This window comes from Pseudomonas sp. L5B5, assembly GCF_020520285.1.
Classification (GTDB): domain Bacteria; phylum Pseudomonadota; class Gammaproteobacteria; order Pseudomonadales; family Pseudomonadaceae; genus Aquipseudomonas.
The window spans coordinates 546,943-561,076 of record NZ_CP084742.1 but is presented as its reverse complement, the minus strand read 5'-3'; the positions used below and the strand labels follow the sequence as shown (position 1 = coordinate 561,076).

At 64.7% G+C, this 14,134-nt stretch carries 8 protein-coding genes; 2 read left to right on the top strand and 6 right to left on the bottom strand.

The window, feature by feature from the left end; genetic code table 11:
* The first annotated feature begins 14 nt into the window (after positions 1-14).
* Together LGQ10_RS02490 and LGQ10_RS02485 are read left to right on the top strand one after the other, a co-directional pair.
* Positions 15-812: a PoNe immunity protein domain-containing protein gene (locus LGQ10_RS02490; RefSeq protein ID WP_226524578.1), complete on the top strand. Its 798-nt coding sequence runs from the start codon at positions 15-17 to the stop codon at positions 810-812.
* Between the two features lie 43 nt (positions 813-855).
* The gene (locus LGQ10_RS02485) at positions 856-1,410 is read left to right on the top strand and encodes a hypothetical protein (protein WP_226524577.1); all 555 of its coding nucleotides are present in this window, start codon (positions 856-858) and stop codon (positions 1,408-1,410) included.
* 198 nt (positions 1,411-1,608) lie between these two features.
* On the opposite strand, the gene LGQ10_RS02480 is transcribed toward LGQ10_RS02485, so the two are convergent.
* The 6 genes from LGQ10_RS02480 to LGQ10_RS02455 all read right to left on the bottom strand — a co-directional run bounded on the left by LGQ10_RS02480 (position 1,609) and on the right by LGQ10_RS02455 (position 14,048).
* Entirely contained in the window at positions 1,609-2,355 is a 747-nt protein-coding gene (locus LGQ10_RS02480) for an SDR family oxidoreductase (protein WP_058436655.1), read from the bottom strand.
* Between the two features lie 185 nt (positions 2,356-2,540).
* Complete coding sequence (locus LGQ10_RS02475) at positions 2,541-4,607, bottom strand: putative bifunctional diguanylate cyclase/phosphodiesterase (RefSeq protein ID WP_226524576.1); 2,067 nt, start codon at positions 4,605-4,607, stop codon at positions 2,541-2,543.
* A gap of 316 nt (positions 4,608-4,923) precedes the next feature.
* The gene (locus LGQ10_RS02470; RefSeq protein ID WP_319003941.1) at positions 4,924-6,417 is read right to left on the bottom strand and encodes an efflux transporter outer membrane subunit; all 1,494 of its coding nucleotides are present in this window, start codon (positions 6,415-6,417) and stop codon (positions 4,924-4,926) included.
* Positions 6,414-9,521, bottom strand: a complete 3,108-nt coding sequence (locus tag LGQ10_RS02465) for an efflux RND transporter permease subunit (RefSeq protein WP_058434461.1) — start codon at positions 9,519-9,521, stop codon at positions 6,414-6,416. Before LGQ10_RS02465 ends, LGQ10_RS02470 begins: the two co-directional genes overlap by 4 nt.
* 109 nt (positions 9,522-9,630) lie before the next feature.
* On the bottom strand, positions 9,631-12,723 hold the full coding sequence (locus LGQ10_RS02460; RefSeq protein ID WP_226524575.1) for an MdtB/MuxB family multidrug efflux RND transporter permease subunit: 3,093 nt from the start codon (positions 12,721-12,723) through the stop codon (positions 9,631-9,633).
* Positions 12,720-14,048: an MdtA/MuxA family multidrug efflux RND transporter periplasmic adaptor subunit gene (locus LGQ10_RS02455; RefSeq protein ID WP_226524574.1), complete on the bottom strand. Its 1,329-nt coding sequence runs from the start codon at positions 14,046-14,048 to the stop codon at positions 12,720-12,722. Before LGQ10_RS02455 ends, LGQ10_RS02460 begins: the two co-directional genes overlap by 4 nt.
* Positions 14,049-14,134: the final 86 nt, after the last annotated feature.

Genomic DNA, 14,134 nt, shown 5'->3' with positions numbered 1-14,134 from the left:
GACAAGGCACCGACATGAACCGCAGACAAGTGTTTCTCAGCCACAAGCAGTACCACAGCTACCTGGAAAGCCTGGCCGGCGAAGAGGCCCACTGGCAGACCCACTCGATGATGGCCGACAGCCCCGAGCAGGAAGCCTCCCTAAAGGCCTCCACGGTGCGAAGCGCGCGCCTGCACCATTTGATCCTGGGCTACACCGGCGGTGCTCCCATGGAGCAACTGGCCCGGGAACTGGACGGGGTGATCGAAGGCTACGAAGACTACCAGCGCAAGATGGAGGTTTATGAAGAACGGCCGGATATCGCGCCGCTGAACATCGAAGACTATCCCGACGAGTACGAGGAATATGTCCAGGTCATCAGCCTGTGCATCCTGCTGCAGCGCAGCGACCTGCTGCCCCGCATGGCACTGTTGCAGGACCGCGCCGGCTTTGGCGGCCAGGACACCCTGGTCGAGGATCTGCTCAAGGCCTACCTGCCGGATCGTGAAGACCTCGATGAGTGGTACCACACCCTCTACTCGCCCCTGATCTGGGCGATCTACAGTGAAGACCCGGACGAGCCTCGGGAGCTGCTGGTGGAGTACTGCAACCAGTGGTACGAGGCGTTCGAACAGGCCCCCTGGCACGACAGCCACCTGAACGGTGACGACGGTTCCTACTTCGGCTACTGGGCCTTTGAAGCCGCGGCGGTGGTCTACCTCTACGGCCTGGACGACAGCGCGGTCAAGCACATGATCTTCCCCCGGGACCTGCTCGACTATGCCCGGCGCTTCACCCCGCCGCCGATTCCCGAACTGGCCACGCAGGACTGATGCGCGGCCTTTGCCTCTCCCTCATTCCAACGATGAAGTCGCCATGAAATCCTGGATCAAGACTCTAGTGGTCACGCTGCTCGCGGCCGCCTTGTGCCTGCTGTTTGCCCGCGTTGTCCTGCCCCCGCTGCTGATGTACCTGATACCGCCCAGCTGGGAAAGCGGCCCCTGGTACTGGGTCAATCTGCTGCTGGCCGGCTTCCTCGCAGGGCTGCTGGTGGCGCCCCTGCTGCGCACCCGGCGTTACTACCCGGTGCCTCTGCTGCTGTTGTTGACCACCCTGGTGGTGGTCGGAAGTTGGGCGCAGAACCGCTGCAACGACGCCCAGTTGCAGGCCATCGAACAGCTGGAAAGGCGCAGCGCGAGCCATTCGAACCTGGGGTTCTCCGATGAGCAACCCGCGCCTTCGGCGCCAGTGGACCTGAGCGCCACACCGGGCGTCTGGGCGCATGAACAAGGCTACGGATATGGCTACAGCTGCACCCTCCCGGGGGAAACCCTGGGGTACCTGGTGCCGCTGTTGATGAGCTTTTGGCTCAGCGTGCTGGGGCTGTTGCTGGCGTTGCTGATCGGCCCCGGCCGCCGCCGCGCCAGCTGAAGGAAACCGCCGTCGCTGGCGTGCCAGCGACGGCGTCCGCAAGGTCGTATGCTCGAAGCATTTCGCAGGCGTGAGGCTTGTTGTGGTGACAAGGTCCGTTGTGGCGAGGGAGCAAGCTCCCTCGCCATAGGGCAATGCTGCGCACTTGAGCGACCAATTGCCACAAGGCCGGCTCAAGTGAGGAGGCCGGATCAGGGCTCAGCGACCGCCGCCCAGGTCGACGAAGGTGCCGGTGGCGTAGGAAGCCTTGTCCGAGAGCAACCAGACAATCGCTTCGGCCACTTCATCGGGGCGCCCGCCACGACCCATGGGGATCGCCGACTCCAGCTTGCTGACCCGGTCGGCATCGCCGCTCAGGGCATGGAAGTCGGTGTAGATGTAGCCCGGGCGCACTGCATTGACCCGGATGCCCTCGCCCGCCACTTCCTTGGACAGGCCAATGGTGAAGGTGTCCAGCGCGCCCTTGGAGGCGGCGTAGTCCACGTACTCGCCGGGCGAACCCAGGCGCGCCGCCACCGATGAGACATTGACGATGCTGCCGCCCTGCCCGCCATGGCGCGGGGACATGCGCAACACCGCATGCTTGGCGCAGAGGATCGGCCCCATGACATTGGTCTTCATGATCTTCTGGATACGGAACTCGGACATGTCCTCGAGGCGCGACTTCTGCCCCACAGTGCCGGCGTTGTTGACCAGGGCGGTGACCCGGCCCAGTTCGCTGTCGACCCGCTGGAACAGACCGATGACCTCGTCCTCGATGCTGACATCGGCCCGTACGGCGATCGCCTGGACGCCCAGGCCACGAACCTGCTCCAGGACCTGCTGGGCGGCCTGTTCGTCGGCCTGGTAGTTGATGCACACCTTGAACCCCTGTTGCGCGGCCAGCAGTGCCGTGGCTGCGCCAATACCTCGCCCGCCACCGGTGATGACGATGACTTTGTCCATGCTGCCAACTCCCCCACTGATCATTTCGACGCGAGCCATTAAACACCGCGTGGCCGGTGATGGAAACCGTCAGCACCCGCCGACCTGCTCCTGTAGCCGCTGACCCAGGCTGCGCATGCCTGAACAGTGGGCGCGGGGCCTGGCAAACGGGGGGTGTCAGGAAGATCGAGGGGTCGGGGCAGCGGCTACGCCTTCTGGCGCAGACCCTGCAAGAAGTGCTCGGGGGGCATCGGGTGGCCGAGGTAGTACCCCTGCAACGAATCGCACCCCAACTGGGTGAGGAAGGTTCGCTGCACACCGGTCTCCACGCCTTCGGCGACAATCCGCAGCCCCAGGGCCTGGCCCAGGGCGACAATCGCCGAAACGATGGCGGCGTCGTCGCTGTCATGCTCCAGGTCGCGGACGAAACCACGATCGATCTTCAGTTCGTTGGCCGGCAGGCGCTTGAGGTACATCAGGCTCGAGTAACCGGTACCGAAATCGTCGATGGACAAGTCCACGCCCATGTCCGCCAGTTGCTGCAGGACGATCATGCTGACATCGGCATCGTGCATCGCCGTGGTCTCGGTAATCTCCAGTGTCAGGTTGTTGGCAGACAGGTTGTAGCGCTGCAAGGTGCTGGAGACGCTGTTGACCAGCCCCCCATGGCAGAACTGCACGGCCGACAGGTTCACCGCAATGCGCCAGTCGGTGTACCCCTGGGCGTACCACTCCTGCATCTGCCGACAGGCCTCGTCCAGCACCCACTCGCCGATGGGGATGATCAGGCCGGTCTTTTCCGCCAACTCGATGAACTTGTCCGGCATCAACAGCCCATGCTGCGGGTGCTCCCAGCGCAACAGCGCCTCGGCGCCCACCGGCTGGCCATTGGTGGCGTCGAACTTGGGCTGGTAGTGCAGGCGGAACTGCTGATGTTTCAGGGCGTTGCGCAAGTCCTGGAGCAGCTGCAGCTGGCGCCGGGCATTGTTGTTCATCGAGACATCGAAAAAGCTGTAGCCGTTCTTGCCGGTGCCTTTGGCGTGATACATGGCGGCATCGGCATTCATCAGCAGCTCCTGGGCACTGTGTCCGTTGCCCGGATACACCGCGATGCCGATGCTGGCGGAAATCTGCAGGTCATGCTCGACCACCCGGAACGAACGGGACACCAGGCCCACCTGGCGCGACGCCAGGCGCAAGGCATCGTCTGGTTCGGCAAGCTGCACCAGCAGGACGAACTCGTCGCCACCGATGCGGGCCAGGGTATCTTCGCTGCGCAAATCCTCGCGCAGGCGCTGGGCCACCTCGCGCAGCAACTGATCGCCCATGTGGTGGCCAAAGGCATCGTTGACCGGCTTGAAGCCGTCCAGGTCGATGAACATCAACGCAAAGCAGCCACCGTGGGCAGTGACCCGGTGCATGGCCTGGTCGATGCGGTCGGCCAGCAGGATGCGGTTGGGCAACCCGGTCAGGGTGTCATGCAGGGCCAGCTGGGTGAGTTCCTTGTTGGCCTCGGTCAGGGACTGGGCCAGCACTGCGGTGCGCGCCTCCAGCCGGGCATCGAGCACCGAGGTCAGCAAGGCGATGATCAGCACCGCCAGGGTGGTGATCAGCACCAGGTTGTCCAGGCCCTTGCCGCTCAAACCATCGACCAGGGCACCGCAGAAGCTGCCACCGCCAAACCGTGCCGCGGCCATGCCGGTGTAGTGCATGCCGACGATGGCGAAACCCATGATGATGGCCGCGCCCGTGCGTGCAAGGCGCACATAGGGGGTGTTCTGGCGCAGGCGAAAGGCAATCCACAGCGCCGCCAGGGATGCACCGAAGGCGATCAGCAGCGAGGCACCGAACAGCTGCGGGTCGTAGTCGATCCCCGGCTGCATGCGCAGGGCCGCCATGCCGGTGTAGTGCATGCCGCTGATCCCTGCCCCCATGATCAGCGCCCCAAATAGCAACTGCATCAGCGGCAGGCTCGGCTGACTCACCAGCCACAGGGCGAACCCACAGGACAGGAAGGAAATCAGCAGCGACAGGGCCGTCAGGCCGATGTCGTAGCCCAGGTCAATGGGCAGGGAAAACGCCAGCATGCCGATAAAGTGCATGGACCATACGCCGACTCCCATGGCCAGGGCTCCGCCGCCCATCCACAGATACACGGCACGCCCCTGGGCAGTGGCGATGCGTCCGGTGAGGTCCAGAGCGGTATAGGAGGCGAGAATCGCCACGAAAATGGAGATCAGGACCAGTGCGGAGGAGTAGCTACCGATGAGCATTAAGCGTCTCTTGGCCGTTGTGCCGACATGCCTGCGCGGCGGGCAAAACCGCAGATTGTACTGATTGCGTGAAATAACGCATCCAGAAAGTTAGCAAAAGGCCATTAGTCTGACAGAGGGTCCGCAAGCCCCTACAAGCCCCATGGACATGGCCTTCATGCGCTCAAGGTAGCGGCCTGCAGGCCATCGCCAGGTATTTACCGGGTACATCCCGGTTTTCGGCCATGGCACAGGATACTGTCGCTTGCGGGTCATCCTCGTTCAGGCGGACGCGCCACCAGCCACATCGCCGGGTGGCTGGTGGCCGCGCTTTGCACTACTTCTGCTCGCTGGCCTGCAACTGGCCATCCCAGCCGCCCCCCATGGCCGCGACCAACTGCACGCTGGCGATCAGCCGGCTCTGCAACAGGTTCAGGACACTGCGCTCGTTGCTCAGGGCCGTGGTCTGGCTGGTGACCACGTCGAGGTAGCCGATCAGCCCGGCCTTGTACTGGTTCTCGCTCAGGCGCAGGGCCTCGCGGGCCGAGCCCAGGGCTTCCTGGCGAATCCCCGCCTCGTCCTCCATGACCTTGAGCTGGGCCATGTAGTTCTCCACCTCGCGGAAGCCGTCGAGCACCGTCTGCCGGTACTTGGCCACGGTCTGGTCATAGGCCGCCTCGGTGCGATCCACTTCAGCCGAGCGCTTGCCGCCATCGAACAGGGTCATGGCCAGCTTCGGTCCCACCGACCAGAAGCGATTCGGCAGGCTGATCCAGTCGGCGTAGGTGCTGCTGCTGTAGCCACCGGCCAGGCTCAGGGTCAGGTCCGGGTAGTAGGCGGCCTTGGCCACGCCGATATTGGCGTTGGCGGCCATCATCGCGCGCTCCGCCGAGGCGATGTCCGGGCGGCGCTCGAGCAATTGCGACGGCACGCCCAGGGGAATCTGGGGCAACACCGGGACACTGCGGGCCTCGGCCAGCTCGAACTGTGCCGGCGGTACGCCAATGAGCACGGCAATGGCGTTCTCGAACTGCGCCCGCTGCCAGATCAGGTCGACCAGGTCGGCCTGGGTGCTTTTGAGCTGGGTCTGGGCCTGGGCCACCGCGTCCTTGCCGGCCAGCCCGGCCTGGTACTGGTTCTGGGTCATGGTCAGTGACCGCTGGTAGGCCGCGACGGTGGCTTCCAACAGGCGTTTCTGCTCATCGATCACCCGCAGTTGCAGGTAGTTCTGTACCAGTTCGGACTGCTGGCTCAAGCGCATGGCCGCAAGGTCGGCGAAGCTCGCCTCGGCGCTGGCTTCATTGGCTTCCAGCCCTCGGCGCAGCTTGCCCCAGACATCGGCCTCCCAGCTCACGCCCAACTGGGCGTTGTAGGTATCGCGGATGCCGCTGCTGGAGCTGCTCAGGGCCGAACTGCTGCTGCCGGTTCCCTGGCTGGCGCGGGTCTTGCCGGCACTCAGGTCGACACTGGGAAAGAACGCCCCGCGAGAGCTGCGCACCAGCGCCTGGGCCTGGCGGTATTGCGCCTCGGACTGGGCAACGCTCTGGTTGGAGCTGTTGAGCCTGGCCACCAGGTCGTTGAGCTGGGTATCCCCATACAACTCCCACCAGGCGCCGCGAGCCAGGGCATCGCTGGGGTTGGCCTGGCGCCAGCCCTGGGCCTGCTTGTACTGGGCCGGCTCGGCCACCTGCAGGCGCTGGTAGTCGGGGCCAATGGCGCAGGCACTGAGCAGCACGGCGCACAGGCCCAGGCTCAAGACCCGCGAGCCCCGGGCCATGGCCAGGCACTGGGCGGACAGCGGCGAAACGGGACGGGACGGATGTTGGGTCATAACGGCGTTTCCAGAGCAGCATCGGTACGGACCCCACGCCAGTGGTTGAACTTGTGGCGCAGGCGGTCGAGATAGAGGTAGACCACCGGGGTGGTATAGAGGGTCAGGATCTGGCTGAAGACCAGGCCGCCGATGATGGTCAGGCCCAGGGGCTGGCGCATTTCCGAGCCCTCGGCAGTGCCCAGCAGCAGCGGCAAGGCGCCGAGGATCGCCGCCAGGGTAGTCATCAGGATCGGCCGCAGGCGCTGCAGGCAGGCGCTGCGGATCGACTGCAACGGGTCGAGCTTGTCGTGCCGCTCAAGTTGCAACGCCAGGTCGATCATCAGGATCGCGTTCTTTTTCACCACCCCGATCAACAGGAACAGCCCCAGCAGCGAGATCAGGCTGAACTCGCCACCCAGCAGGTAGATCGAGAGCAAGGCGCCGACCCCGGCCGAGGGCAAGGTGGAGAGAATAGTCAGCGGGTGGATGTAGCTCTCGTAGAGCACACCCAGCACCAGGTACACCGCCAGCAGCGCCCCGAGGATCATGAACGGCTGGCTCTTCTGGGTCGCGGCGAAGGCATCGGCGGTGCCGGCCATCTTGATGATCACGTCCTCGGGCATGCCCAGCTTGGCGATCGCCCGCTCGATGGCGGCGGTGCCCTGCTCCACCGTGACGCCCTCGGCCATATCGAAGGAGATGCTTTCCGAGGCGAACTGCCCCTCATGGCTGACCCGGTCGTCCTCCAGGCTGTTTTCGTAATGGGCGATGGTGGACAGCGGGATCCGCGCACCGTCGGCGGTGATCACCTGCACCTGGTTCAGGGTGATCGGGTCCTGGGCGTACTTGGGATTGACCTCCATCACCACCTGGTACTGGTTGAGGCTGTCGTAGATGGTGGATATCTGCCGCTGGCTGTAGGCGTTGTTGAGCACCGCGGTGACCATGTCCATGTCCACCCCCAGGCGCTTGGCCTGGTCGCGGTCGACCATCAGGGTCACTTGCTGGGCACCGTGGCCGTCCCGGGCATCGATCGCGGTCAGTTCGGGCAAGGCCCGCAGCGCCGCGACCACCTTCGGATACCACTCGCGCAACTCGCTCAGGTTGCCGCTCTGCAGGATATAGGAGTACTGCGAGGTGGTCTGTTCGCGGCCGCCGCCGAACTGCAGGTCCTGGTCGGCCATCAGCATCAGCTGGGCACCGGGCACCTTGGGCATTTCCTTGCGCAAGCGCTCGATGACTTTCTGCGCCGAGATGCTGCGCTCCTTGATGGGCTTCAAGCGCACCAGCATGAAGGCGTTATTGGTGCCGTTGGAGCCGCCGATGAAACCGGCCACGCTCTCCACCGCCTCGTCCTTGAGCACGGCACGGCGGAAGATCTCCATCTTCGGCTGCATCACACTGAAGGACAGGCCGTCGTCACCCCGGACGAAACCGATCAACTGGCCGGTGTCCTGCTGGGGCATGAAGGTCTTGGGCACCACCACGTACAGGGCGACGTTGACGCCGATGGTCAGCAGCAGGCTGAGCAGGGTCAGGCGCCTGTGCCGCAGCACCCAGTCCAGGCTGGTGGCGTACTTGCCCACCATCCACTCGTTGCTGCGCCGGCTCCAGCGCTGCAGCGCGTTCTCCTGGCCCGGAACATGGGGCTTGAGCCAGCGGGCGCAGAGCATCGGCGTCAGAGTCAGGGACACCACCAGCGAAACCACGATGGCCGCCGCCAGGGTGATGGAGAACTCGCGGAACAGGCTCTCGATGATCCCGCCCATGAACAGGATCGACAGGAACACCGCCACCAGCGAGACGTTCATCGACAACAGGGTGAAGCCCACCTCCTTGGCCCCCAGGTAGGCCGCCTGCAAGGGTTTAACGCCCTCGTCGATATGCCGGGAGATGTTCTCCAGGACCACGATGGCATCGTCCACCACCAATCCCGTGGCCAGGATCAGCGCCATCAGCGACAGGTTGTTCAGGGAAAAACCATACAGGTACATCACCGCGAAGGTTCCGACCAGCGAGACCGGCACCGCCAGCGTCGGGATCACCGAGGCGCGGAAATTGCCCAGGAACAGGAACACCACCAGGATCACCAGGGCCACGGCAATCAGCAGGGTCATCTCGGCCTCGTGCAAAGTGGCCTTGATCACCGGCGAACGGTCCATCGCCAGGTTGAGCTTGACGCTGGCCGGCAGCACGGCCTGCAACGCCGGCAACTGGGCCTTGATCTCCTTCACCGTCTCGATGATGTTGGCCCCGGCCTGGCGGTTGATCACCAGCAACACCGCCGCATCGTCGTTGAAGAAACCGCTGTTGTAGCGATCCTCGACCCCATCGGTGACCCTGGCCACATCCTTCAGGCGCAGGGCCGCGCCGTTGCTGTAGTGGATGATCAGCGGCTCGTAGTCGCGGGCCTTCTCCAACTGGTCGTTGGCCTGGATCTGCCACAGGCGCTGGCCATCTTCCACCGAGCCCTTGGGCCGGCGCTGGTTGGCATTGGCGATGGCATTGCGCACATCATCCAGGGCCACCCCGTACTGGTTGAGCAACTGCGGTTCCAGCTCGATGCGCACCGCCGGCAGGGAACTGCCGCCGACCTGCACCTCGCCCACGCCCTGCACCTGGGACAGGCTCTGGGACAGGATGGTCGAGGCCAGGTCGTAGAGCTGGCCCTTCTCCAGCACGTCGGATGTCAGCGACAGCACCATGATCGGCGCCTGGGACGGGTTGACCTTCTTGTAGGTGGGCATGCTGCGCATGCCGCTGGGCAACAGGTTGCGCGAAGCGTTGATCGCCGCCTGCACCTCCCGCGCCGCGCCATCGATATCGCGATCCAGGTCGAACTGCAGGATCACCCGGGTCGAGCCCTGGCTGGAGCGGCTGCTCATGGTGTCGATCCCGGCGATGGCGCCGAAGGAACGCTCCAGGGGCGTCGCCACGGTGGATGCCATGACTTCGGGGCTGGCCCCGGGCAGGCTGGCCTGGACTACGATCACCGGGAAATCCATCTGTGGCAGCGGCGCCACCGGCAGCAGGCCGAAGCTGACGCCCCCCAGCAGCATGATCGCCACTGACAGCAGCATGGTCGCCACCGGGCGCTTGATGAAAGGACCGGAAAGATTCATGGGCAGCAGCTCCAAGCTTCAAGCCTCAAGCTGCAAGAGAAAGGCAGGAGCAGCGCAGGCCCTTGATCCAGATTGCAGCTTGCGGCTTGCAGCTTGCCGCTGACGCCCCTCACACCACTTCTCCTACGGCGGGCTTGGCAAACCGGCGCCCCAACCGATCGAAATACAGATAGATAACAGGCGTGGTGAAGAGCGTCAGGACCTGGCTGACCAGCAGGCCGCCCACCATCACCAGGCCCAGGGGCTGGCGCAGCTCTGCGCCGGAACCGGTGGCCAGCATCAGGGGCACGGCGCCAAACAGCGCCGCCAGGGTGGTCATCAGGATCGGCCGGAAGCGCAACAGCGCCGCCTGGTAGATGGCCTGCTCCGGGGCCATGCCCTGGTGGCGTTCGGCGTCGAGGGCGAAGTCGATCATCATGATCGCGTTCTTCTTGACGATGCCGATCAGCAGGATGATACCGATGATCGCGATCATGCCCAGGTCGTTGCCGCTGAGGATCAGCGCCAGCAAGGCCCCCACCGCCGCGGAGGGCAAGGTGGAGAGGATGGTGATCGGGTGGATGTAGCTCTCGTAGAGCACGCCGAGCACGATGTACATGGTCACCACCGCCGCCAGGATCAGCAGCAAGGTACTGGACAGCGAGGCCTGGAAGGCTTCGGCTGCCCCCTGGAAGCGGGTCTGCACCCCGACCGGCATGCCGATGTCGTGCTGCACCTGCTCAATGACATTGACGGCCTCGCCCAGGGCCACCCCGGGCGCCAGGTTGAAGGACATCATCACTGCCGGGAACTGGCCAATATGGGCAATCGCCAGTTGCGCCTGGCGCTCCTCGACATGGGCCAGGCTGGACAGGCGGACCTGGCCGCCGTCGGTGGTCTTGACGTGGATCTGGTCCAGGGCCTGGGGGCCGATACGCTCCCCGGCCTGGGCCTGGAGCACCACCCGGTACTGGCTGGCCTGGGTGTAGATGGTGGAGATCTGCCGCTGGCCGAAGGCGTCGTACAGGGCATCGGTGATGTTCGACACCGAGACCCCGAGCCGCGAGGCCGCGTCGCGGTCGATCACCAGGTACACCTGCAGGCCCTTGTCCTGCAGGTCGCTGGCCACGTCGGTGAGTTCCGGGCGCTGGACCAGGGCCTCGACCAGCCGGCCGCTCCACAGGCTCAGCAGCTCGGCATCCGGTGAAGACAGGCTGAACTGGTACTGGGTCCGGCTGACCCGGTCCTCGATGGTCAGGTCCTGCACCGGCTGCATGAACAGGCGGATGCCCAGCAACTGGTCCACATGCGGCTGCAATCGCGCGATCACCTGGGTCGCGCTCAGGTCCCGCTCGCTGTGGGGCTTGAGGTTGATCAGCAGGCGGCCGCTGTTGAGGGTGGCGTTGTCACCGTCCACACCGATGTAAGACGACAGGCTCTGCACTGCCGGGTCCTGCAGGATGATCTTGGCCAGGTCCTGCTGACGCTGGCTCATGGCCGCGAAGGACACCGATTGCGGTGCCTCGGAAATGCCCTGGATGACCCCGGTGTCCTGCACCGGGAAGAACCCCTTGGGCACCATCAGGTAGAGGAACACGGTCAGGGCCAACGTGCCGATGGCCACCAGCAGGGTCAGGAACTGGTGCTTGAGTACCCATTGCAGCTGGCGCCCATAGGCCTCGATCAACCAGTCGATCCAGGCCCCGCTGGCGCGATAGAAGCGTCCCTGCTCATGCTCCTTGGGCTCGGGCTTGAGCAAGCGGGCGCACATCATCGGGGTCAGGGTCAGGGACACCACCAGGGAAATCAGGATGGCCACCGCCAGGGTGATGGCGAACTCGCGGAACAGCCGGCCGACCACGTCGGCCATGAACAGCAGCGGGATCAGCACCGCGATCAGCGACAGGGTCAGGGAAATCAGGGTGAAACCGATCTGCTTGGCGCCCTTGAGCGCCGCCTGCAGCGGGCTGTCGCCCTCCTCGATGAAACGCGAGATGTTCTCCAGCATGACGATGGCGTCATCCACCACGAAGCCGGTGGCGATGGTCAATGCCATCAGGGTCAGGTTGTTCACCGAGAACCCGGCCAGGTACATCACGCCGAAGGTGCCGATCAGCGACAGTGGCACGGCGATCGATGGAATCAGCGTGGCGCTGGCCCGCCGCAGGAACAGGAACGTCACCATCACCACCAGGGCAATGGCGATGAACAACTCGTGCTGCACGTCGGTGACCGAGGCCCGGATGGTCTGCGTGCGGTCGGTGAGCACGGTGACGTCCAGCCCGGCCGGCAGGTTATCGGTGATGCTCGGCAACATGGCCTTGATCCGGTCTACCACTTCAATCACGTTGGCCCCGGGCTGGCGCTGGATGTTCAGCAACACCGCCTGGTTCTCGTTGGCCCAGGCCGCCAGGCGCTCGTTCTCGGCACCGTCGACGATCTGTGCCACGTCCTTCAGGCGCAACGGAGCACCATTCTTGTAGGCCAGGATCAGCTCGGCGTAGTCCTTGGGCGAGGTCAGCTGGTCATTGGCATCGAGCATCGACACTCGGGTCGGGCCATCGAAGTTGCCCTTGGGCTGGTTGACGTTGGACGCGGCGATCAAGGTGCGCACGTCGGCCAGGTTCAAGCCGTTGGCCGCCAGGGCCTCGGGGTTGACCTTGATCCGCACGGCCTGGCGCTGGCCGCCGGCGATGCTGACCATGCCGACACCATTGATCTGGGCGATCTTCTGCGCCATGCGCGTGTCCACCAGGTCATTGAGCTTGGGCAGCAGCATGGTCTTGGAAGTAATGGCCAGGGTCAGCACCGGGGTATCCGCCGGGTTGACCTTGTTGTACACCGGCGGTGCCGGCAGATCCTTGGGCAGCAAGTTGGTAGCGGCGTTGATCGCTGCCTGCACCTGCTGCTCGGCCACGTCCATGTTGATGTCGAGGCTAAAGCGCAGGGTCAGCACCGACGCGCCACCGGAACTGGTGGAGGCCATCTGGGTCAGGCCGGGCATCTGCCCGAACTGGCGCTCCAGGGGAGCGGTGACCGCACTGGTCATCACATCGGGACTGGCCCCGGGGTACAGGGTCATGACCCGGATGGTCGGGTAGTCCACCTGGGGCAAGGCCGAGACCGGCAGCAGGCGATAGGCGATCAGGCCGGCCAGGACAATCGCCAGCATGCTCAGCGTAGTGGCTACCGGACGCAGGATGAACAGTCGCGAGAAGTTCATGCGCCGGCCTTTTGTGCCTTGCCATCGGCCGGCTTGCCATTGGCCGGGGCACTGGTCGAGCCGGCGGGCTGGCCCTGCAGGTGCTCGGTCGGCGTGGTCGGCACGTCGATGGCGTCGTTGACCACTTCCACCTCGCTGCCGTCCTTGAGACGGTCGGTGCCTTCCATCACCACCCGATCGCCAGCCTTGAGGCCCTCGCTGATCACGGTCGAATCACCGTTGCTGGCGCCGACCTTGAGCTGGCGGATCTTGACCTTGTTGTCCCCGTCCATGGCGTAGACGAAGGTGCCGTTGGTGCCGAACTGGATGGCTGCCGAAGGTGCCAGCACCACGTTCTTCAGGGTGTCGGCCAAAAGGTGCACGTTGACGAACTGGTTGGGGAACAGGCCCTGGTCGCGGTTATCGAAGCGCGCCTTGAACTTCAGGGTGCCGGTTGCGGTGTCGATCTGGTTGTCCAGGCTCTGCAGCACACCGCTGGCCTGCAGCTTGAGGTCGCCCCGGTCCCAAGCCTCCACTGGCAACCGCGCCCCACCGTGATAGCGAGCGAGTACGGTTTCCAGGCTGTTTTCCGGCAGCGTGAAGGCCACGCTGATGGGTTGGGTCTGGGTAATGATCACCAGCGCCGTGGTGTCGTTGGCCGCCACCAGGTTGCCCACGTCCAGCTGGCGCAAGCCCAGGCGCCCGGCGATGGGGGCGCGGATGTTGGTGAATTCGAGATTGAGCCGGGCGTCGTTGACCGCCGCCTGGTTGGTCTTGACCGTGCCCTGGTACTGGCCCACCAGTGCCACGGCATTATCCAGGGTCTGCTTGGCGACACTGTCCTGGGCAAAAAGCCCCCGATAGCGCTCGAGGTCGATCTGGGCGTTCTTCAACTGCGCCTGGTTCTGCAACAACGTGCCCTCGGCCTGGAGCAGCGCATTCTGGTAGGGCCTCGGGTCGATCTGCGCCAGCAGGTCGCCGGCCTTGACCATCTGCCCTTCTTCGAAGCTGACCTTGACCAGCTCCCCCGCCACCCGGCTGCGCACATTGATGGTATTGAGCGCTGTCACCGTGCCCAGGGCCTTGTAGTACAGCGGGAAGTCCCCCTGGGTCACCGGCAGCACGCGCACCGGGATCGGCCCACCGGCCCCGCCGAAACCAGGACGCACGCTGCCGCTGCGGCCGGTATGCCCGGTGGCAGCCTTCTGCTGCGCAGCCTCGTTGTGGCCGCTGCCGGCTGGCCAGAACTTCCAGCACAGGCCGGCGACCAGCAGCAGGACAAACAGGCCGAACAGCCAGCGACGGGAGTTGCGGGTAGCAGAGGATTGCATGGAGTGATCAACCATTGGGCGCGTGGGAGTGTTCTTTCAAGATGGCTGAAAGATAAGCACTAGAGCGGTTTTAGCAAAGGGCCTTTACCGGCAATTTACCT